This is a genomic window from Nocardioides marmoraquaticus, assembly GCF_054777915.1.
The window spans coordinates 134,358-152,598 of sequence record NZ_BAAHAA010000006.1 but is presented as its reverse complement, the minus strand read 5'-3'; the positions used below and the strand labels follow the sequence as shown (position 1 = coordinate 152,598).

At 74.7% G+C, this 18,241-nt stretch carries 17 protein-coding genes and 3 tRNA genes; 7 read left to right on the top strand and 13 right to left on the bottom strand.

Features of this window, described 5'->3' with window-relative positions:
* Positions 1-53: 53 nt before the first annotated feature.
* Positions 54-878: an SDR family oxidoreductase gene (locus ACYU8I_RS06735; protein WP_460838777.1), complete on the bottom strand. Its 825-nt coding sequence runs from the start codon at positions 876-878 to the stop codon at positions 54-56.
* Positions 879-978: 100 nt separating this feature from the next.
* On the opposite strand from ACYU8I_RS06735, the gene ACYU8I_RS06730 reads away from it, so the two are divergent.
* Both ACYU8I_RS06730 and ACYU8I_RS06725 read left to right on the top strand, forming a co-directional pair.
* Positions 979-1,602: a TetR/AcrR family transcriptional regulator gene (locus ACYU8I_RS06730; RefSeq protein ID WP_460838775.1), complete on the top strand. Its 624-nt coding sequence runs from the start codon at positions 979-981 to the stop codon at positions 1,600-1,602.
* A gap of 70 nt (positions 1,603-1,672) precedes the next feature.
* Positions 1,673-3,169 (top strand): flavin-containing monooxygenase, encoded by a 1,497-nt coding sequence (locus ACYU8I_RS06725; RefSeq protein ID WP_460838773.1) that lies wholly within the window; start codon positions 1,673-1,675, stop codon positions 3,167-3,169.
* 195 nt (positions 3,170-3,364) lie between these two features.
* Here ACYU8I_RS06725 and ACYU8I_RS06720 read toward each other — a convergent pair whose 3' ends face one another.
* Positions 3,365-4,207 carry a DNA-formamidopyrimidine glycosylase family protein gene (locus ACYU8I_RS06720; RefSeq protein ID WP_460838771.1) on the bottom strand — a complete coding sequence of 281 codons (843 nt, stop codon included), beginning with the start codon at positions 4,205-4,207 and terminating at the stop codon, positions 3,365-3,367.
* A gap of 98 nt (positions 4,208-4,305) precedes the next feature.
* Between ACYU8I_RS06720 and ACYU8I_RS06715 the strand changes: the two genes are divergently transcribed.
* Positions 4,306-6,018, top strand: coding sequence for a CapA family protein (locus tag ACYU8I_RS06715; protein WP_460838768.1), 1,713 nt, complete (start codon positions 4,306-4,308; stop codon positions 6,016-6,018).
* A gap of 9 nt (positions 6,019-6,027) precedes the next feature.
* The gene (locus ACYU8I_RS06710) at positions 6,028-6,294 is read left to right on the top strand and encodes an acylphosphatase (protein WP_460838766.1); all 267 of its coding nucleotides are present in this window, start codon (positions 6,028-6,030) and stop codon (positions 6,292-6,294) included.
* A gap of 710 nt (positions 6,295-7,004) precedes the next feature.
* Here ACYU8I_RS06710 and ACYU8I_RS06705 read toward each other — a convergent pair.
* Entirely contained in the window at positions 7,005-8,054 is a 1,050-nt protein-coding gene (locus ACYU8I_RS06705) for an AbrB family transcriptional regulator (protein ID WP_460838764.1), read from the bottom strand.
* Between the two features lie 134 nt (positions 8,055-8,188).
* Here ACYU8I_RS06705 and ACYU8I_RS06700 point away from each other — a divergent pair, with 134 nt between their 5' ends.
* Positions 8,189-8,461: a GlsB/YeaQ/YmgE family stress response membrane protein gene (locus ACYU8I_RS06700; RefSeq protein WP_460838762.1), complete on the top strand. Its 273-nt coding sequence runs from the start codon at positions 8,189-8,191 to the stop codon at positions 8,459-8,461.
* A 13-nt stretch (positions 8,462-8,474) separates the two neighbouring features.
* Here ACYU8I_RS06700 and ACYU8I_RS06695 read toward each other — a convergent pair whose 3' ends face one another.
* The 7 genes from ACYU8I_RS06695 to ACYU8I_RS06665 form a co-directional block, all read right to left on the bottom strand.
* Positions 8,475-8,885 (bottom strand): SDR family NAD(P)-dependent oxidoreductase, encoded by a 411-nt coding sequence (locus ACYU8I_RS06695; RefSeq protein ID WP_460838760.1) that lies wholly within the window; start codon positions 8,883-8,885, stop codon positions 8,475-8,477.
* A gap of 10 nt (positions 8,886-8,895) precedes the next feature.
* A complete protein-coding gene (locus tag ACYU8I_RS06690) occupies positions 8,896-9,129 on the bottom strand; it encodes a hypothetical protein (protein WP_460838758.1) in 234 nt (77 codons plus the stop codon).
* A gap of 70 nt (positions 9,130-9,199) precedes the next feature.
* Positions 9,200-9,276 (bottom strand) — tRNA-Phe (locus tag ACYU8I_RS06685).
* A gap of 78 nt (positions 9,277-9,354) precedes the next feature.
* Positions 9,355-10,944 (bottom strand): phytoene desaturase family protein, encoded by a 1,590-nt coding sequence (locus ACYU8I_RS06680; RefSeq protein ID WP_460838756.1) that lies wholly within the window; start codon positions 10,942-10,944, stop codon positions 9,355-9,357.
* Between the two features lie 77 nt (positions 10,945-11,021).
* Positions 11,022-11,098 (bottom strand) — tRNA-Asp (locus ACYU8I_RS06675).
* 74 nt (positions 11,099-11,172) lie between these two features.
* Positions 11,173-12,384 (bottom strand): cysteine desulfurase-like protein, encoded by a 1,212-nt coding sequence (locus ACYU8I_RS06670; protein ID WP_460838753.1) that lies wholly within the window; start codon positions 12,382-12,384, stop codon positions 11,173-11,175.
* 29 nt (positions 12,385-12,413) lie between these two features.
* Positions 12,414-12,486 (bottom strand) — tRNA-Glu (locus ACYU8I_RS06665).
* 43 nt (positions 12,487-12,529) lie between these two features.
* Between ACYU8I_RS06665 and ACYU8I_RS06660 the strand changes: the two genes are divergently transcribed.
* The gene (locus ACYU8I_RS06660; RefSeq protein ID WP_460838751.1) at positions 12,530-12,886 is read left to right on the top strand and encodes a metallopeptidase family protein; all 357 of its coding nucleotides are present in this window, start codon (positions 12,530-12,532) and stop codon (positions 12,884-12,886) included.
* Between the two features lie 80 nt (positions 12,887-12,966).
* On the opposite strand, the gene ACYU8I_RS06655 is transcribed toward ACYU8I_RS06660, so the two are convergent.
* Both ACYU8I_RS06655 and ACYU8I_RS06650 read right to left on the bottom strand, forming a co-directional pair.
* Positions 12,967-14,115, bottom strand: coding sequence for a fatty acid desaturase family protein (locus ACYU8I_RS06655; protein ID WP_460838749.1), 1,149 nt, complete (start codon positions 14,113-14,115; stop codon positions 12,967-12,969).
* Between the two features lie 67 nt (positions 14,116-14,182).
* The gene (locus ACYU8I_RS06650; protein WP_460838747.1) at positions 14,183-15,355 is read right to left on the bottom strand and encodes a ferredoxin reductase; all 1,173 of its coding nucleotides are present in this window, start codon (positions 15,353-15,355) and stop codon (positions 14,183-14,185) included.
* 90 nt (positions 15,356-15,445) lie between these two features.
* Here ACYU8I_RS06650 and ACYU8I_RS06645 point away from each other — a divergent pair, with 90 nt between their 5' ends.
* A complete protein-coding gene (locus ACYU8I_RS06645) occupies positions 15,446-16,615 on the top strand; it encodes a PucR family transcriptional regulator (RefSeq protein ID WP_460838746.1) in 1,170 nt (389 codons plus the stop codon).
* Between the two features lie 137 nt (positions 16,616-16,752).
* On the opposite strand, the gene ACYU8I_RS06640 is transcribed toward ACYU8I_RS06645, so the two are convergent.
* On the bottom strand, positions 16,753-18,240 hold the full coding sequence (locus ACYU8I_RS06640; protein ID WP_460838744.1) for an amidohydrolase: 1,488 nt from the start codon (positions 18,238-18,240) through the stop codon (positions 16,753-16,755).
* Position 18,241 lies beyond the last annotated feature (1 nt).

Sequence of the window (18,241 nt, the reverse complement as noted above, 5' to 3'; positions counted from 1 at the left end):
CCACGCCTCTCGGCGGGGTCACGCGTCGTGCGTGACCCCGCAGGATGACCTGCTCAGTGGCCGGAGAGGCGCTTGTTGACCGCGCGGGTGAGCCAGCCGGGCGAGAAGTGCGAGCCCAGGTTGAGCGCCTTGGTCTGCAGGCCCACGGGGAAGTGCACCTGGTGGATCAGGCGGCGGGCGCGCGAGGGCTCGGTCGCCGCGACGATGGCGTCGGCGATGTCGGTCGCCGTCAGCCGGATGCCGAGCGACTGCGTGGTGCCGGTGGAGACGTCCTTGGTCATCGCGGTCTGCACGAAGAGCGGCCACATCGCGATGACCCGGATGCCATGGCGCTTCCACTCCAGGTCGAGCGCCTCGGTCAGGCCGCGCACGTAGAACTTGGTCGCGCTGTAGTTGGCGAGCTCGGCCTGGCCGTAGATCGCCGAGGCGGAGCACAGGTTGACCACGGTCGCCCCGCCGTGGGCGCGGGCGGTGTCACGCAGGGCGGTGAAGCCGGCGTGCAGGCCGTGCAGCACGCCGCGGACGTTGACGTCGACCTCGAGCTCGTGGGTCGACAGCGCCATCTCCTCGAAGCGGCCGGCCCGCAGGATGCCCGCGTTGTTGACCAGCACGTCGAGCCGCCCGGTCTCGGCGACCAGGCCGTCGACGGCGCTCTGGAAGGCCTCGGCGTCGCTCACGTCGAGCTGGCCCACGTGGATGCCGGCGCCGAGCGCCTCCACCTCGTCCTTGAGCGTCTTCAGGCCCGCCTCGTCGAGGTCGTAGGCGCCGATGGTGGCGCCGCGGCGGGCGAAGGCGAGGGCGGTCTCGCGGCCGATGCCGGCGGCGGCGCCGGTGATCAGCACGGTGCGAGGGCGGGCGGCGACAGTCATGGGCGTCATGAGAGCACAGATGTCCTACCCGCGGGTATGACTCGCGACACCTGCTGCGGCGTACCCTCCCGCGAGTGAGGTCTCGTGATTCCCGACGGGGTGCCGCGGCGTGAGCGAGGGCCGCACGTACGGCGGGGAGTCGCCGCAGGCGCGCGCGGAGCGGCGTCGCCGCCAGCTGCTCGACGCCGGCCGCCGGTGCTTCGGCACCGACGGCTACCGGGCGACGACGCTGCGCCGGTTGTGTCGTGAGGCGCGGGTCGCCGACCGCTACTTCTACGAGGAGTTCGCGCAGCTCGAGGACCTCCTGCTCGCCGTCTACCACGACTGCCTCGACACCCTCGAGCGCGCCGTGCTCACCGCGCTGGAGGGCGTCGGCGACGACGTGGAGCAGCAGGCGCAGGTCGGCATGGAGGCCTTCTTCGCCTGCGTCGAGGGTGACCCGTGCCTCGCCCGGGTGGTGTGGTTCGAGGTGCTCGGCGTCGGGCCGAGGGTGGACGCGGCGTACCTCGATCTCACCGCGCGCTTCGGCGGCCTGCTGCTCGCCCTGGTCGAGCGGCAGGGTCTCGGCCCGCGGTCGCAGGCCGACCGGCGGATCACCGTGCAGGCCGTCGTCGGCGGGGTCAGCCAGGTCGTGCAGGCGTGGGTGTACGCCGGCTTCGCGACGCCGCGCGACGAGCTCGTCGGCCCGCTCGTGCGCTTCCTGCTCGCCGTGGCCGACCGCACCCGGGTGTGAGCCGTTCCACGGTCGCCCCAGGGCGATCGCGGCTAATCTGAGGTCGAGCAACATCAGATAGGGAGACCCCATGACCAGCACCGCGACCCGACCCGACCGCGCAGCAGAGCAGGAGGCCCGCGTGCACGAGGTCGTCGTCATCGGTACCGGCTTCGGCGGCCAGTCCGCGGCGATCGCGCTCGCCGAGCGCGGCATCGACGACGTGGTCATGCTCGAGCGGCGCGACTTCATGGGCGGCACCTGGTGCCAGAACTCCTACCCGGGGGCGGCCGTGGACGTGCAGTCCCCGCTCTACTCGCTCGAGGGCGAGCCCTACCGGTGGACCCGGATGTTCGCCGAGCAGGACGAGCTGCGCGAGTACACCGAGCACGTCATCGCCAAGCACGGGCTGCGCGAGCGGACCGTGCTGCGCGCCGACGTGCAGGAGGTGGAGTGGCGCGGCGACCACTGGGAGGTCCGCACCGCGGAGGCCGGCACCTTCCGCGGTCGCTTCCTGGTCAACGCCTCCGGGCCGCTGAGCACGCCGGTCGTGCCGCCGTTCCCCGGCCGCGACGACTTCCGCGGGGCGGCGTTCCACACCAACGGCTGGGACCACTCCGTCGACCTGCGCGGCAAGCGCGTCGCGATTGTCGGCTCCGGCGCGAGCGCCGCCCAGGTCATCCCGGCGATCCAACCCGAGGTCGGCGAGCTGCACGTCTTCCAGCGCAGCCCGCACTGGGTGCTGCCGCGTCCCGACCGCGAGTTCACGCCGCTGCAGCGGCGGCTGCTGGGGGTCCGGCCGCTCTACCGGGCCCTGCGCGCGGCGATCTACTGGGGCCTGGAGACCCGGATCATCGGCTTCAAGTACTCCTCGCTGGCCGTCCGGCTCGTCGCGGAGCGCCACGCGCGCCAGCACCTCGCCGCGCAGGTGCCCGACGAGGAGCTGCGGGCCAGGCTCACGCCCGACTTCACCCTCGGCTGCAAGCGGGTGATCCTGTCGAGCACGCTCTACCCGGCGCTGTCGGCCGACAACGTCACGCTGCACGACCGCACCGACGGCATCGACCACCTCGACGAGACCGGCATCGTCACTGCCGGCGGCGAGCACCTCGACCTCGACGTCGTGGTGTGGTCGACCGGCTACGACGCGACCGACGGGATCATCTCCTACCCCGTCGTGGGCCGCGACGGCGTCAAGCTCGACGCGGTGTGGGACGACTTCCCCCGCGCCTACCTCGGCACGACGATCCCGGGCTTCCCCAACCTCTTCGTCGTCACCGGGCCCAACACCGGCATCGGCCACACCAGCGCGATCTTCCTCATCGAGGCGCAGATGCGCTACATCGTGCGGGCCATCGAGGAGGTCCGGGACGCCGGCGCCACCGCCATCGAGGTGACCGAGGAGGCCGAGGCCGACTACACCGAGATGATCCACCGCGAGATGGAGGGCACCGTGTGGAAGGAGGGCGGCTGCACGTCGTGGTACCAGTCGCGCTCCGGCCGCATCACCGCGATGTTCCCCGGCTTCTCGTTCAGCTTCCGTCGCATGGCCGGCAGCTTCCGCCGCGCCCACCACCGCCTGCTCTGACGTACGCCGCTCCCGCACCGGGCCGACGTACGTCTCGATGTCAGGAACGGGTCGTCGGGACGGGCCGCTGACGACCAGATCCTGGCAGCGACGTCCTGATTACCCGCTCAGGCGGGTAATCAGGGTCTCGGCGCCAGGAACGGGTCGCGCGAACGCCCCGCCGACGACCCGATCCTGACAGTGACGGGAGGGCGCTCAGTTCTGCTCGACCGGGCACCACCAGGTGGTGCGGGTGCCGACGGTGGCGCGCTGCATCTCGGCGCCGCAGCGAGGGCAGTGGCCGCCCCGGTGGCGCGCGGGGATGACCTCGCCGGTGTGCACGCCGCCGCGCCGGATCGCCCGGCGGATGGAGGCCCGCAGCTGGCGGCGCAGCTCGTCGAGCTCGTCGGGGTCGAGCTCGCCCGCGGGTCGGCGCGGGTCGATGCCGGTCTGCCAGAGGACCTCGTCGGCGAGGAGGTTGCCGACGCCCGCGAGCGTCGCCTGGTCGAGCAGCCTGGCCTTGAGCGGTGCGGTGCCGCGGCCGACGCGCTCGCGGAACTCCTCGCGGCCGATCTCACCGGCGTCGGGCCCGAGGGCGTCGAGGTCGGGGTCGAGCCGCACCCGACCGAGGCGACGCTTGTCGAAGAGCCGCAGCGTGCCGCCGTCGGCGAAGGTCAGCGTGAAGCGGTACCACTCCGGCTTGCGGGCCCGGCCGCGGCTCGGCTCGTTGCCGCTCGACGAGCTGCCCTGGTAGTCACCGCCCTCGTCCTCGCCGTCGGCCCCGTCGGTGACGAGGATCCGGCCACTCATGCCGAGGTGGATCCCGAGCACCGGACCCTCCCCGTCGCGCGAGCGGATGCCGGTCGTCTCGCACCACATCGACTTGCCGCGCCGGTGGACCGCGCGGAGGCGACGCTCGAGGAGGGCCTCCTCGATCTCGCCGGGCGCGTGCGGGCGGCACTCGTAGGTGTCCTGGTCGTCGACCTCGACGATGCGCCGGTCGAGCGCCCCGCGCTCGATCACCTGCCGCGCCGACTCGACCTCGGGCAGCTCCGGCATGGGATGGGGGTGCCCGCGGCCCGCGCCCGCTAACCGATCGGTCTTGGACTGCCTGGGCACCCTGGGTACGTCGGGAAGTCGGCGGGGAGGTCGGGGCGATGACACGCAGGGCCACCAGGGGTGCCGCCGCGCTGGTGGCGCTCGGCCTCGCGCTCCAGGCCTGCGCGACACAGGCCGGTGCGCCGGACGAGGACCCGGTCGGCACCGTCGAGGGCGCCCCCGGGACCACCGACGACGAGTCCGAGCCGATCACTCTGGCGCTCGCCGGCGACGTGCACTTCGAGGACGAGCTCGCGCGGCGCCTCGACCGCGCGGGCAGCACCATCGGCCCGATGCGCGCGACCCTGGCCGACGCCGACGTCGCGATGGTCAACCTCGAGACCGCGCTGACGACCGTCGACCGGCCCGCGCCGAAGGAGCGGGAGGACCCGTCGCTGCGCTACTGGTTCCGCACCCCGCCCCGCGCGCTCGACCTGCTCGGCCGCTCCGGCGTCGACGTGGTCAGCGTGGCCAACAACCACGGTGCCGACCACGGCCGCGCCGGGCTGCGGCAGGCGGTGGCCGCCGACGGTCGCGGCGACGTCGCCGTCGTCGGCGCGGGCCGCGACGCCGCAGCGGCGTACGAGCCCCACCGGGTGACGGTGCGCGGCACCGATGTCGCCCTGCTGGCCGCCGACGCGTCACCCCGTGAGAGCGCGGCACCGGTGTGGGACGCCAACGAGGGCGGTCGGGGCGGCGGCCTCGGCCTCGCGACGGCCCGCGGTCCGGGAGCCGACCGGCTGGTGCGGTCGGTGCGCGCGGCCGACGAGGCCGGCGACGTCGTCGTGGTCTACCTGCACTGGGGCGAGGAGAGCCGGGTCGCGCCGACCGACCCTCAGCGCCGGCTGGCCGCCCGGCTCGCGCGGGCGGGCGCCGACGTGGTCGTGGGCGCCCACTCCCACGTGCTGCAGGGGGCGGGCCTGCTCGACGGGGCGTACGTCGCCTACGGCCTCGGCAACTTCGCCTGGTACAACTCGCGCCGCTCCGAGACCGGCGTGCTCACGCTCTCGATCGCCCCCGACGGCGAGGTGCTCGACGACACCTGGACGCCCGGCCGCATCCCGCCGGGCGGCGGCGTCCCGCAGCGGCTGGAGGGCCCGCAGGTCCGGGCCGCCGAGGTGCAGTGGCGCCGGCTGCGCGCGGGCACCGGCCTCGAGCGGCCTCCGGGGGACGACACGCGCCGGCTGCCGGCGTACACCTCCCGTGTCTCGCGGCTCGACGACGCCACCCGCGAGCGGATGGTCGGGGTCAGCCACCGCCCGGCCGAGTGCCCCGTGCCCCTCGACCGGCTGCGCCTCGTCGAGGTGTCGTACGTCGGCTTCGACGGGCGGGCGCGCACCGGCGAGCTGGTGGTGGCCGCCGGGGTGAGCGACGACGTGGTCGGCATCTTCCGCGACCTCTACCGTGCTCGCTTCCCGATCCGCCAGCTGCGGCTGGTCGACGACTTCGGCGGCGACGACGACCGCTCGATGGCGGCCAACAACTCCTCGGCCTACAACTGCCGCCCGGTCGCCGGCACAAACCGCTTCTCCGACCACGCCTTCGGCCGGGCCGTCGACCTCAACCCGGTCCAGAACCCCTACCTCACGGCCGGCGGCGTGCTGCCGCCCGCCGGGGGTGCCTTCGCCGACGCCGACCGCGGTGTCGGAGCGCAGCCGGCCGCGGGCGCGATCCACGCGGGCGACGCGGTCGTGCGCGCCTTCACCTCGCGCGGCTGGGAGTGGGGCGGGCTGTGGTCCGAGCCCGACTACCAGCACTTCTCCGCGCCCTAGGCTGGCGGCGTGACGACGGTGCAGGTGCGGGTGACGGGTCAGGTGCAGGGCGTCGGCTTCCGGGCGTACGCCGCCCGCCAGGCCGCGGTCCACGGCGTCACCGGCTGGGTGCGCAACGAGTCCGACGGGAGCGTCAGCGCCCTCGTGGAGGGCTCGCCCGCCGCCGTCGACGCCCTGCTCGCCGACCTCCGCACCGGCCCCCGCTCCGCCGTCGTCGACTCCGTCGACACCACGCCCGCCACCCCGGAGGGCCTCCCCGACTTCTCCGTCACCTGACCGCGACTCCGCTGCCCCGGCCTTCCCAGCCCCTCGGTCGGTCGAGGCGCGGGGGCGCAGGGCCTCGTGGGGTGGTCGAGGTGCGGGGGCGCAGGGCCTCGTGGGGTGGTCGAGGTGCGGTGAGCGCAGGCCTCGTGGGGTGGTCGAGGTGCGAGGAGCGCAAGCGACGAGCCGCGAGACCCGGTGAGGCGCGCGCCGTCGCCGGGTGCGGGGGTCTCGCGGCCCCTCGCCGGGGCTCGGGGCACCTCGACCACCACTGCGGGAAACCGGTGAGGCGCGCGCCGTCGCCGGGTGCGGGGGTCTCGCGGCCCCTCGCCGGGGCTCGGGGCACCTCGACCACCACTGCGGGAAACCGGTGACGCGTGCGCCGTCGTCGGGTGCGGGGGGCCCGGGGCACCTCGACCACCTCCGCGGGGAACCGGTGAGGCGCGCGCCGTCGTCGGGTGCGGGGGGCTCGGGGCACCTCGACCACCACTGCGGGAAACCGGTGAGGCGCGCGCCGTCGCCGGGTGCGGGGGTCTCGCGGCCCCTCGCCGGGGCTCGGGGCACCTCGACCACCACTGCGGGAAACCGGTGACGCGTGCGCCGTCGTCGGGTGCGGGGGGCCCGGGGCACCTCGACCACCTCCGCGGGGAACCGGTGAGGCGCGCGCCGTCGTCGGGTGCGGGGGGCTCGGGGCACCTCGACCAGCCCGGGGACCGAGCCCGTGCTCACCCCGAGCGGCGGAGGAGGCGGGCGAGGGCGGGGGCGCCGAAGAGCATCGCGAACAGCCGCAGCACCTGCACGGCGAGCACGAAGGTGACGTCGGCACCGCTGCCGCGGGCGGTGGCGAGGACGGCGTAGAGGCCGCCGGGCGTGGTGGCGAGGTACGCCGTCAGCGGGTCGACCTCGCCGGTGAGCACCAGCAGCCAGCCGAGCCCGGCGCACGCGGCGATGACGGCGAGGGTGAGCGCGGTGGCGGCGGGCAGCACGTGGGCCACGGTCCGCAGGCTCGCCCGGGTGAAGCCGAGGCCCACCTGGAGGCCGATCACCACGAAGGCGACCGCCTCGAGGACGCCGGGCAGCTCGGCACCCTCGACCGGGCCGGCCAGGTCGACGACCGCGGCGACGAGGAGCGGGCCGAGGAGGGCGCCGACGGGGAAGCCGGTCAGCCGCCAGAACAGCAGTCCGAGCACCAGGCTGACCACCGTGACGGCCAGGTCGGCCGGCCACGAGGCGCCCGGGGGAGCGGTCGACGAGCCGGCGGCGCCGTACGCGACGGCCGCGACGACGGGCATGGTGACGACGACGAGCAGCACGCGGAGGTACTGCAGCACCCCGACGACCTGCTCGTCGGCCCCCAGGTCGCGTGCCATCGCGACGATGCCCGAGGCGCCGCCGGCGACCATGGCGAAGGCGCCGGTCACCGGGGTGACGTCGCGGCGCAGCGCGAGCACCCGGCCCGCGACGACGCTGATGGTGAGCGTGGCGACGGTGACGAGCACGATCGGCAGCCACTGGTCGAGCAGGGTGCGCAGCGCGGGCACCGAGACCAGCAGGCCGATGCTCACCCCGAGCAGCGCCTGGGCGCCCGTCATGGCGTGCCGCGGCAGGGCCAGCCGCGTGGGCCCCAGGAGGGCTCTGGCCAGGCCGGCCGCGAGGCCGCCGAAGAGCATCGCGGACGGGACGCCGAGGAGGCCGAGCAGCAGGCCCAGGCCCACCCCCGCGGCCGCGGTCGCCGCGAGGTCGAGGGTGCCGCGCGCCCGCCCGTCCGTCGTCACGTGGTCATGGTGCCCGGTGGACGGTGCGTCGTGACTGATGGGGAGGAAGTGACGTGAGGGGTGGCCAAAAGGGGTACTGGCGCTTGCGACTGGGGGAATCTCATCCGCGCACGTCCACACAGAGGGAGGGCACCATGCCCGGGGAATACGGATTCATCGTCTGGATCATCGTCGGCGGTCTCGCCGGCTGGATCGCCAGCAAGTTCATGGGCACCGACGCCCAGCAGGGCATCCTGCTCAACATCGTCGTCGGCATCGTCGGAGCGTTCCTGGGCGGCTTCATCCTCAGCCTGATCACCGACCCCTCGGGCTTCGGGATCATCCTGACCTTCGTCACCGCCGTGCTGGGCGCCTGCCTGCTGCTCGCCATCGTCAAGGCGGTCACCGGCCGCGGCAGCCGCGTCTGACCCAGGTCGGGCGCTAGGCGCGGCGCAGCCGCGCCAGCACCTCGGTCGCCGTCGTGGAGGCCTCGGCCCTCACGACGGCGACCGGCTGCGCGCTCCGCGCACCCCGCCGTACGGCGGCATCGGCCAGCAGCAGGGCGGCGAGCCCGGAACCGCCCTCCGTCAGGTCGACCACGATGTCCGCGCCGCCGAGGTCGCGGGCCCGGCGCGCCACCAGCGCCGCCTCGTCCGGGTCGCGCACGTCGGCCTGCAGCGTCCACGCCCGTGTGCGGGCGGGGGCGAGCAGCGCGGCCGTCGCGTCCGCTGCCGCAGGATCGGGGTCGACCACCAGCACGGCGGCTCCGGCGCGCGCCAGCCCCAGCGCTACCTCGCGACCGGTCCCGGCCCCTGCCGGTGCGACCACGGCGAGGGCGTAGCGCAGCTCCACCCCGGCCACGCTAGTCGTCGGCCGGACGCTCCCCGGCGTCGTCCTCCGGGTGCTCGACGTCGGCACGGGCGGCCGAGCCGTCGGTCACGACGTCGGTGGGCCCGTCGAAGCGACCCTCACCACCCGGCTCGGTGACCGCGTCGTCGGCGGTGCTGGTGTCGGAGCCGGTGTCGGTGTCCTGCTCCTGCGCCTCGGCCTCGGCGCGCTGGTAGGGGTCGGGCTCCGGATGCGTCTGCTCGCTCATGACCCTGGCCGTACCCGCGTGGGCGGGAAGCACGAGAGCCGCGCCCGGCTGGGCGCGGCTCTCGGGGGTGTGGTGGGCAGGGGCGGGGTCGAACCGCCGACCTTCCACTTTTCAGGCGGACGCTCGTACCAACTGAGCTACCTGCCCATCCGCTCCCCGGAGGGAACGACCGGAACTGTACCGGACCTGCCGGGTCGCCCTCGAACTCGGCCCCGGGCTCGGCCCTCAGCCCCGGCGGCGCCGCGCGTGCCACATCGCCGCGCGGGCGGCGTTGGCGCCAGGCGCCCCGTGCACGCCGCCGCCGGGGTGGGCGGAGGCAGAGGCGAGGTAGAGGCCGCGCACGCCCGTCTCGGCACGGCCGAGGCCGGGAACGGGGCGCAGCACCAGCTCCTGGCCGATCCGGTTGGTGCCGCCGCCGACCGCCCCGCCGACGAGGTTGGCGTTGCGGGCGCTGAGCTCGTGGGGCCCCATCACGCGGCGGGCCACGACGCGGTCGCCGAAGCCGGGCGCGCGCTCCTCGAGGCGCTGCTGCATCCGGTCGGCCATCCGCTCGAGGTCGCCCTCGTCCCAGCGACCGGTGATGCCGTCACCGGCGTCGCCGCGGTGGTCGCGCTCCTGCGGCACGTGGGTGTAGGCCCACATCGACTCGGTGCCCTCGGGCGACCGGGTCGGGTCGGTGGCCGTCATCTGCCCGGCCAGCATGAAGGGGCGGTCGGGCGCGAGGCCGTCCTCGACCTGGCCCAGCGCGCGGCGCATGTCGTCGACGTCGTCGCTGACGTGCAGGCAGCCGGGCGTCGTCGCGGGCGGGGTCTCCCACGGCACCGGGCCCGACAGCGCCCAGTCGACCTTGACGGTGCCGGGGTCCATCCGGAAGCGCCTCAGCCCGACCCGCGCGCGCAGCGGCACGTCGTCGGGGTCGAGCATCCCGTAGAGCGCGGGGGCCAGCACGTCGCCGAGCACGACGGGGGCGTGCACCCGCTCCCCGGCGGTGAGCACGACGCCCTCGACGCGGCCGCCGTGGGTGACCAGGCGGCGCACGGGGGTGGCGCAGCGCAGCTCGCCGCCCGCAGCCCGGAGGCGTCGCACGAGGGCGTCGGTCAGCGCCTGGGCGCCGCCCTGCGGCACCGGGAAGCCGTGGCGCTGGCCGGTCATGGCGAGCATCAGCGCGAAGACGCCGGACCCGACGCCGTCGAGCGGGAGGTCGGCGTGACCGGCGTTGCCCGCGAGCAGCGCCCGGGCGGGCTCCCCGCGGAAGCGCCGGCGCGTCGAGGTCAGCACCGGCAGCAGCACGTCGGGCAGCATCGAGGCGTGCCGGACGAGGCCGGCGAGCGTCGCGGCGCCGCGGCGTACCGGGGGGAAGGGCGTGAGCAGCGCGCCGACGAGGTCGTCGCCGACGGCGTCCCAGGCGGCGTACAGGTCGAGCCAGGCCTGGCCGTCGCCCGGTGCCGCGGCGTCGAGCCCGGCGGCGGTGTCGTCGGGGTCGCGGTGGAGCAGCGCCCAGGTCGTGCGCCCGTCGCGGTCGCGCAACGGGTGGCCGAGCACCGCGGGGGCGTGGCTCCAGACCAGGCCGTGCCGGTCGAGCCCGAGACCCTGCAGCACCGGGGAGGCGATGCCGAGCGGGTAGTAGGCGCTGAAGGTGTCGTGGACGAACGCCGGGTGCACCTCGCGGTCGCTGCGCACGGCCCCGCCGGGCTCGGGCTGCGCCTCGAGCACGAGCACGGACCAGCCCGCGTCGGCGAGCAGGTTGGCCGCGACCAGGCCGTTGGGCCCGGCGCCGATGACGACGGCGTCGTGGTCGTGGTCGGGGGGAGGCATGCCTGCCCTGTGCCCACAACCCCACCGACGACCAACGCCGCCCGGCCCGGACTTCCGGACTGGACGGCGCTGACGTGTGGCGACCCCGACGGGACTCGAACCCGCGGCCTCCGCCGTGACAGGGCGGCGCGCTAACCAACTGCGCTACGGGGCCTCGTGTGGTGCTCCTGGCTCACTGAGGAACCTGCGGAAGACTAACGCACACCCCGGCCCGTCTCCCAATCGGCCCTACCCGACGGCGGCCGCGAGCCCGTCGAGCAGCCGGTCGACGTCGTCGTCGTCCGAGTACGGCGCCAGCCCGACCCGCAGCCCGCCCCCGGGCAGGCCGAGCGCGCGGGCCGGCTCGTGGGCGTAGAACGTGCCCGCGGGGGCGTTGACCCCGAGCGCGGCGAGGTGGGTCGCCACGTCGGCGGCGTCGTGGTCGGCGAAGGTCACCAGCAGCGTGGGGGTACGTCGCTCGGCCCGCGCGTGCTGGGTCACGCCCGGCAGGTCGGCGAGGCCGGCCTCGATGCGCGTGCGCAGCCGCTCGTCGTGGGCGTGCAGCGCGGCGTACGACCGCTCGAGCCGCTCGCGGCGGCTGCCCCCTCCCGGCACCAGACCGGCCAGCACGTCGACCGCGGCCGTGGTGCCCGCCATCAGCTCGTAGGGCAGCGTGCCCAGCTCGAACCGCTCCGGCACCCGGTCGGGCGACGGCAGCAGCTTGTCGGGGTGCAGCGCCTCGAGCACCTCGGCGCGACCGGTGACGACGCCGCAGTGCGGGCCGAGGAGCTTGTACGGCGAGCAGGCGTACAGGTCGGCGCCGATCGCCGGCACGTCGACGCTCGCGTGGGCGGTGTGGTGCACCCCGTCGACGAAGAGCAGCCCGCGGCCGCGGTGCACCTCGGCGGCGATGCCGGCGACGTCGGGCTGGGTGCCGACCAGGTTGGACGCGGCGGTCACCGCGACGAGCACGGTGCGCTCCGAGAGCTGCGAGGCGACGGCCTCGACCGACAGCTCGGCGGTCGTCGGGTCGGGGTCGGCGACGCGCACGACGGCGCCGGCCCGCTCGGCGGCGACGACCCAGGGCCGCACGTTGGCGTCGTGGTCGAGCCCGCTCACGACCACCTCGTCGCCCGGGCGCCACGACGCGCCGAGCACCCGGGAGAGGTCGAAGGTCAGGGCGGTCATGCTGCGCCCGAACAGGACGGTCGCCGGGTCGACGGCCAGCAGGTCGCCCAGCGCTGCCCGGCAGGCCACGACCACCTCGTCGGCGTTGCGGGCGGCCCGGGTGAGCGTGCCGCGGTTGGACAGCGGCGCCTTGAGCACCGCCGCCATCGCGTCGGCCACGACGTCGGGCGTCTGGGTGCCGCCGGGGGAGTCGAAGTGGGCCACCCCGTGCTGCAGCGCGGAGAAGCCGGCGCGAACGGCCGCGGCGTCGTACTCGACCTCGTGCTCGCTCATGACCGCCACCCTGCCAGGGCGGGTCGTCGTACCCCCAACGGGATTCGAACCCGCGTACCCGGCGTGAAAGGCCGGTGTCCTAGGCCGCTAGACGATGGGGGCCAGTGGCCCGGCGAGTCTAGGGCCGGTCTGCCAGGGTGGCGCCATGGAGGTGACGCCCGCGATCAGCGAGGAGCAGTTCGAGCTGCTCGTCTCCGAGGCGCTCGACGGCGTCCCGCCCGAGCTCGCGGCGCTCATGGACAACGTCGTCGTGCTCGTCGAGGACGAGGCCCCCGACGGCCAGGACCTCCTCGGGCTGTACGACGGCGTGCCCCTGACCGAGCGCGACAGCGGCTACACCTTCGCCCAGCCCGACCGCATCCTGATCTTCCGCGGCCCGCTGACCCGGATGTGCGAGACCACCGAGGAGCTCGTCGAGGAGGTCCGCGTCACCGTGGTGCACGAGATCGCCCACCACTTCGGCATCGACGACGCCGCCCTGCACGAGCTCGGCTACGGCTGAGCCCGTCGCAGACGCCGACAGGCCCGACCATCGCTGGTCGAGCCTGTCGAGACCACCGGGGCCACCGGGCGGGTCCGCCGTCACGCGGCCTTGGCGGTGTCCTTGCGGCTGAAGTCGGGGGCGGGGTTGAGCCGGCCCTGGCCGAAGTCGTTGGGCAGCGAGAGCCGGATGACCTTGGCCCACGCGGAGGCGACCTGCTTGGGCAGCGAGCCCTCGACGTACGTCAGGTCGTAGCGGTCGAACAGCGCCTTGACCTTCGGCGCGACCTCGGCGTAGCGGTTGCTCGGCAGGTCGGGGAACAGGTGGTGCTCGATCTGGTGCGACAGGTTGCCGCTCATGATGTGCATCGCCTTGGAGCCGGAGATGTTGGCGGCGCCGAGCATCTGGCGCACGTACCACTCGGCCTTGGTCTCGCCCTCGATCGACTTCTTCTCGAAGGTCTCGACACCCTCGGGGAAGTGGCCGCACATGATCACCGAGTGCGACCACAGGTTGCGGCCGAGGTTGGCGACGAAGTTGGCCGCCACGGTGTGGAAGAACGACGGGCCCGACAGCGCGGGGTGCACCAGGTAGTCCTTGGTGGCCTGCTTGCGGATCTTGCGCAGCGTGGCCTTCGCGCGGGCGCGGAACTCGGGGTTCTTGCGGTTCTTCTTCTTGAGGTTCTTGCCCAGCTCGAGGTCGTAGGCCGCGATGCCGTACTCGAAGAAGCAGGCGTTGATGAAGTTCCACAGCGGCTGCGCGAGGTAGAACGGCACCCACCGCTGCTCCTCGTCGACGCGCATGATGCCGTAGCCGAGGTCGTTGTCCTTCCCGACGACGTTGGTGTAGGTGTGGTGCACCTCGTTGTGGGCGTGCTTCCACTGCTCGGCCGGGGAGGCGTTGTCCCACTCCCAGGTGGTCGAGTGGATCTTGGGGTCACGCATCCAGTCCCACTGGCCGTGCATGACGTTGTGGCCGATCTCCATGTTCTCGAGGATCTTGGCCACGGTCAGGCCGGCGGTGCCGACGACCCACGCCGGCGGGAACAGCGAGAACAGCAGCACCGCGCGCGAGCCCAGCTCGAGCTTGCGCTGCACGTCGATGACCTTGCGGATGTACGCCGCGTCGCTCTCGCCGCGCGCCGCGACGACCTCGGCGCGGATGGCGTCGAGCTCGCGACCGATCTGCTCGATGTCCTCGGGGGACAGGTGGGCGATCGGGTTGTCGGACTTCTTCTGGATCGTGGTCATGTCGTGTGGCTCCTCGGTCGTCGCTGGTCGAGCCTGTCGAGGCCCGGCGGGTGGAGGTCGGGTGGGGTCAGTTGTCGATCCGGCAGGGGCCGGCCGCGGCGTTGATGCAGGTCTGGATCTGGACGCCGTCGCCGTCGGCGGCGTACGTCAGGTCGCCGCTGCGCAGGTCGCGCACGACGCCCTCGCGCAGCGGCAGCACGCAGCCGAAGCACACGCCCATGCGGCAGCCGCTGGGCATGAGCGCGCCGGCCTCCTCGGCCTGGTCGAGGATCGGGCGGTCGCCGGCGGCGTCGAACTCGATGCCCGACTCGGTCAGCGCGACGTTGCCGCCCTCGCCCGAGACGAGCGTGGCGACGCGGAACTGCTCGACCTGCAGCGCCAGGCCGCGCTCCTCGTGGTGGGCGCCGAGCGCGTCGAGCAGGCCGGCCGGCCCGCAGGCGTACGTCGTCCGGTCGTCGAGGTCGGGCACGAGCGCGCCCAGGTCGGCGACGTCGAGGACGCCGTGCTCGTCGTCGTAGCGGGCGACCAGCTCGATGGCGCCGGCGGCGTCGAGCTCCTCGAGGTTGGACAGGAAGATGGAGTCGGGGCGGCTGGGCGCGACGTGCACCACGACGATGTCGTAGTCGTCGCTGCGGCCGGGCTTGACGACGCCCTCGTCGGTGACGGGGAAGAGGTTGCGCAGCATCCCGATGACCGGCGTGATGCCGGAGCCGGCGGTGACGAAGAGCAGCCGGGTCGGGCTCGCGAGCGGGCCGTCGGTGTCGTCGGCGACCGGCAGCACGAACTCGCCGGCGGCCTGCTCGAGGTGCACCAGGGTGCCCGGGCGCAGGCCGTGGACGACGTGGTTGCTGACCGTGCCGTCGGGCACGGCCTTGACGGTGATCGAGATCAGGCCGTCGCGGCGGGGACCGTGGGTGAGCGAGTAGGCGCGCCACTGGCGGACGCCGTCGACGTCGATGCCGATGCGGAGGTACTGGCCCGGCACGTGACCGGCCCAGTCCTTGCCCGGCTTGATGACCACGGTGGCGGCGTCTCGGGTCTCGGGGGTGACCGAGACGACGCGGCCGCGCAGGTCGGCGCCCTTGCGCAGCGGGTCGAAGACGTCGAGGTAGTCGGCCGGGACCAGCGGGGTCGCGGCGAGCTCGGCGACCTTGCGGGCACCGTCTCGCACGCGGGCGCGCCACGACGGGCGGTCCGCGCTGGGGTGGTCGCTGAGCAGTGCCGGCATGTATCCCAGCATGTGCGTTCCTGGCGTCAAAGTCATGACCGTGCAGCGTGAACCTGGCACACTTGTTTGTTCGCAGGTGACAAAGAAGTGAGGAGGCGGGGCGTGACCGACGACCGTGACCTGCCCGCCGCGGCGGTGCTCAGCGAGGAGGCCGCGGCGGCGATGCGCACGATCCTCCCCGGTGTCGCGGAGCGCACGGTGGCGGGGATCGTCGAGAGCGTCCCGAGCTACTCCGACGCGCTGACCGGCCGGATGGGCGAGACGATCGTGGTGGCGGTGCAGACGGCCCTCGGCGGCTTCGTGCACCTGGCCGTGCAGGGCGGCGACCGGGCGCAGGCACCCACCGCCGCCGCGATCGACGGGGCCTACCAGCTCGGGCGTGGCGAGGCGCGCAGCGGACGCACCGTCGACGCGCTGCTGTCGGCGTACCGCATCGGCGCGCGCGTCTCGTGGCGCGAGCTCTCCGACGCCGCCGTCGCCGCAGGGGTCGACGCCGCCGACCTGGGCCGCTTCGCCGGCCTGGTCTTCGCCTACATCGAGCAGCTCTCCGCGGCCAGCCTCGCCGGCCACACCGACGAGCTCGAGAACACCGGCCGCGTCCGCCAGCGTCTGCTGCAGCGCCTCGCCTCGGCCCTGCTCGACGGCTCGCCCACCGACGTCGTCTCCGAGGCCGCCGACGCCGCCGAGTGGCGGCTGCCCGAGACCCTCACCGCCGTACTCGTGCCGCAGGCGCAGCTGCGCCCGGTGCGCGCCGCGCTGCCCGCCGAGACCCTCGACCCCGTGGACGACGTCGCCTCCGACGAGGCGCTCCTGCTCGTGCCCGACGTGCACGGCCGGCGCCGTCGCGACCTGCTCCGCACCCTCGACGGTCGCCACGGCGTGGCGGGCCCACCGCGCCCCTGGTCCGACGTACGCCGCTCCGTAGACCGGGCCAGGCGCGTGCGGGCGCTCGGCGGCGGCCCCGACAGCGAGGAGCACCTGGCCGCGCTGGTGCTGACCGCCGACGCCGACGCCCTCGCCGACCTCCGCGCCCGCGCCCTCGCCCCGCTCGACGACGTCCGCGACTCCAGCGCCGAGAAGCTGGTCGAGACGCTGCGGTCGTGGCTGCGCCACCAGGGCCGCCGCGAGGCCGTCGCCGAGGAGCTGTTCGTGCACCCCCAGACCGTCCGCTACCGCCTCGGCCGGCTCCGCGAGCTCTACGGCGACGCCCTCGACGACCCCGCCACCCTCCTCGACCTCACCATCGCCCTCTCCGCCCCCGACCCGACGTAGACCCAGGAGCCGGGGTGGTCGAGGTGCCCGAGCCCCCGTGCGAGGGCCGCGAGACCCGGTGGGACGACGACGGCGGGCACGCCGCGGGTCTCGCGGCTCGGGCCTGGCGGCCCTCGCACCTCGACCAGCACGGCGCGTCAGCGGGCGTCGTGCACCAGCTCGCCGTCGATGAAGGTGGCGGCGACGGGCATGGCGCGCAGGGCGGCTGACTGGTCGGGGGTGGGGCCGGTGACGAGCGGGTCGGCGTCGAGCAGCACCAGGTCGGCGAGGTGGCCGGCGGCCACGGTGCCGGCGCCGTCGGTGCTGGCGGCGAGCGCCTCCTGGGCGGTGAGCGCCTGCTCGGGGTGCCAGGGATCGCGCTCGTCGGCGCTGCGGTGCACCGCCGAGGCGATCGCGAGCCAGGGGTCGAGGGCGGCGACGGGGGCGTCGGAGCCCATCCGCAGCGTGACGCCGGCGTCGAGCAGCCAGCGCAGCGCGAAGCAGCGCTCGGTGCGGTCGGGCCAGAGCTTCTCGGTGAGGTCGCGGTCGTCGAGCAGGTGCGCGGGCTGCACGCTCGCGCGGATGCCGAGGGCGGCCATCCGGGCGGCGTCCTCGCGCCGGATCAGCTGCGCGTGCTCGATCGACCCGGTCGCCGCCGTGGCCTCGAAGGCGTCGAGCGCCTGCCACGCCGCGGCGTCGCCGATGGCGTGGATCGCGACCTCGAGGCCGTGGGTGTTGGCGGCGTCCATCACCCAGCGCAGCCCGGTCGAGGTGATGTTGGCGGCGCCCGTGCTGCCGTCGGCGTACGGCGTGCAGCACCAGGCGGTGCAGGTGTTGAGCGACCCGTCGGAGATGACCTTGAGCGGACCCATCGTCACCCGCGGGCCGCAGCCGGGCACCCGCTCGCCGGTGCGGACGCCGAGGGACAGGAAGTCGTCGAGCGTGTCGACGTACGCCCCGACGCGCACGCGCAGCAGCTCGGCCCCGGCCTGCGAGCGCGTCGGCCAGTCGGCGGCCGACTGGTCGAACTCCAGGTCGACGAGGCCGACCACCCCGCGGGCCGCGGCCTGCTGCTGCACGGCGAGGTAGGCGTCGGGGGAGGTGCCGTCGCTGCCGACGAGCTGGGCCAGCCGCGGGTAGACGGCGAACCACTCGGCCTCGCTGACCATGCCCTCGCGCTCGGGCAGGCCGAGGCCGCGCATCGCCATGGAGTTCATCCAGGCGTGGTGGCCGTCGCCGCTGATGAGCACGACGGGTCGCAGGCCCGCCAGCTCGTCGAGCAGGGCCACGGTCGGGCGCTCGGCCCAGGTGGCCGGGCGGTGACCCCAGCCCACGACCGGCACGTCCGGCCACGCGGCGAGGCGGCCGGCCACGACGTCGACCGCCTCCCGCAACGAGCGGGCGCGGGTCAGGTCGAGGCGGTGCGAGGCCAGCGACCACTGGCCCAGGTGCACGTGGGCGTCCCAGAGCCCCGGCACCAGCCAGCGGCCCTCGGCGCGCTGCTCCTCGGCGCCGTCGGGTCGCGCGAGCGCGGGGCCGACCTCGACCACCCGGCCGTCGCGGACCAGGAGGTCGACCGGGTCGCCCGCCGCCGTCCCCTCCCCGAGGGGCACGATCCGGGCGTCGCGGATGACGAGTCCAGACACG

Excerpts from the sequence above, each read along its gene's own strand:
- ACYU8I_RS06735 (WP_460838777.1), bottom strand. The coding sequence starts at position 878 with ATGACGCCCATGACTGTCGCCGCCCGCCCTCGCACCGTGCTGATCACC.
- ACYU8I_RS06725 (WP_460838773.1), top strand. The coding sequence starts at position 1,673 with ATGACCAGCACCGCGACCCGACCCGACCGCGCAGCAGAGCAGGAGGCC.
- ACYU8I_RS06720 (WP_460838771.1), bottom strand. The coding sequence starts at position 4,207 with ATGCCGGAGCTGCCCGAGGTCGAGTCGGCGCGGCAGGTGATCGAGCGC.
- ACYU8I_RS06715 (WP_460838768.1), top strand. The coding sequence starts at position 4,306 with ATGACACGCAGGGCCACCAGGGGTGCCGCCGCGCTGGTGGCGCTCGGC.
- ACYU8I_RS06700 (WP_460838762.1), top strand. The coding sequence starts at position 8,189 with ATGCCCGGGGAATACGGATTCATCGTCTGGATCATCGTCGGCGGTCTC.
- ACYU8I_RS06690 (WP_460838758.1), bottom strand. The coding sequence starts at position 9,129 with ATGAGCGAGCAGACGCATCCGGAGCCCGACCCCTACCAGCGCGCCGAG.
- ACYU8I_RS06680 (WP_460838756.1), bottom strand. The coding sequence starts at position 10,944 with ATGCCTCCCCCCGACCACGACCACGACGCCGTCGTCATCGGCGCCGGG.
- ACYU8I_RS06670 (WP_460838753.1), bottom strand. The coding sequence starts at position 12,384 with ATGAGCGAGCACGAGGTCGAGTACGACGCCGCGGCCGTTCGCGCCGGC.
- ACYU8I_RS06660 (WP_460838751.1), top strand. The coding sequence starts at position 12,530 with ATGGAGGTGACGCCCGCGATCAGCGAGGAGCAGTTCGAGCTGCTCGTC.
- ACYU8I_RS06655 (WP_460838749.1), bottom strand. The coding sequence starts at position 14,115 with ATGACCACGATCCAGAAGAAGTCCGACAACCCGATCGCCCACCTGTCC.
- ACYU8I_RS06650 (WP_460838747.1), bottom strand. The coding sequence starts at position 15,355 with ATGCTGGGATACATGCCGGCACTGCTCAGCGACCACCCCAGCGCGGAC.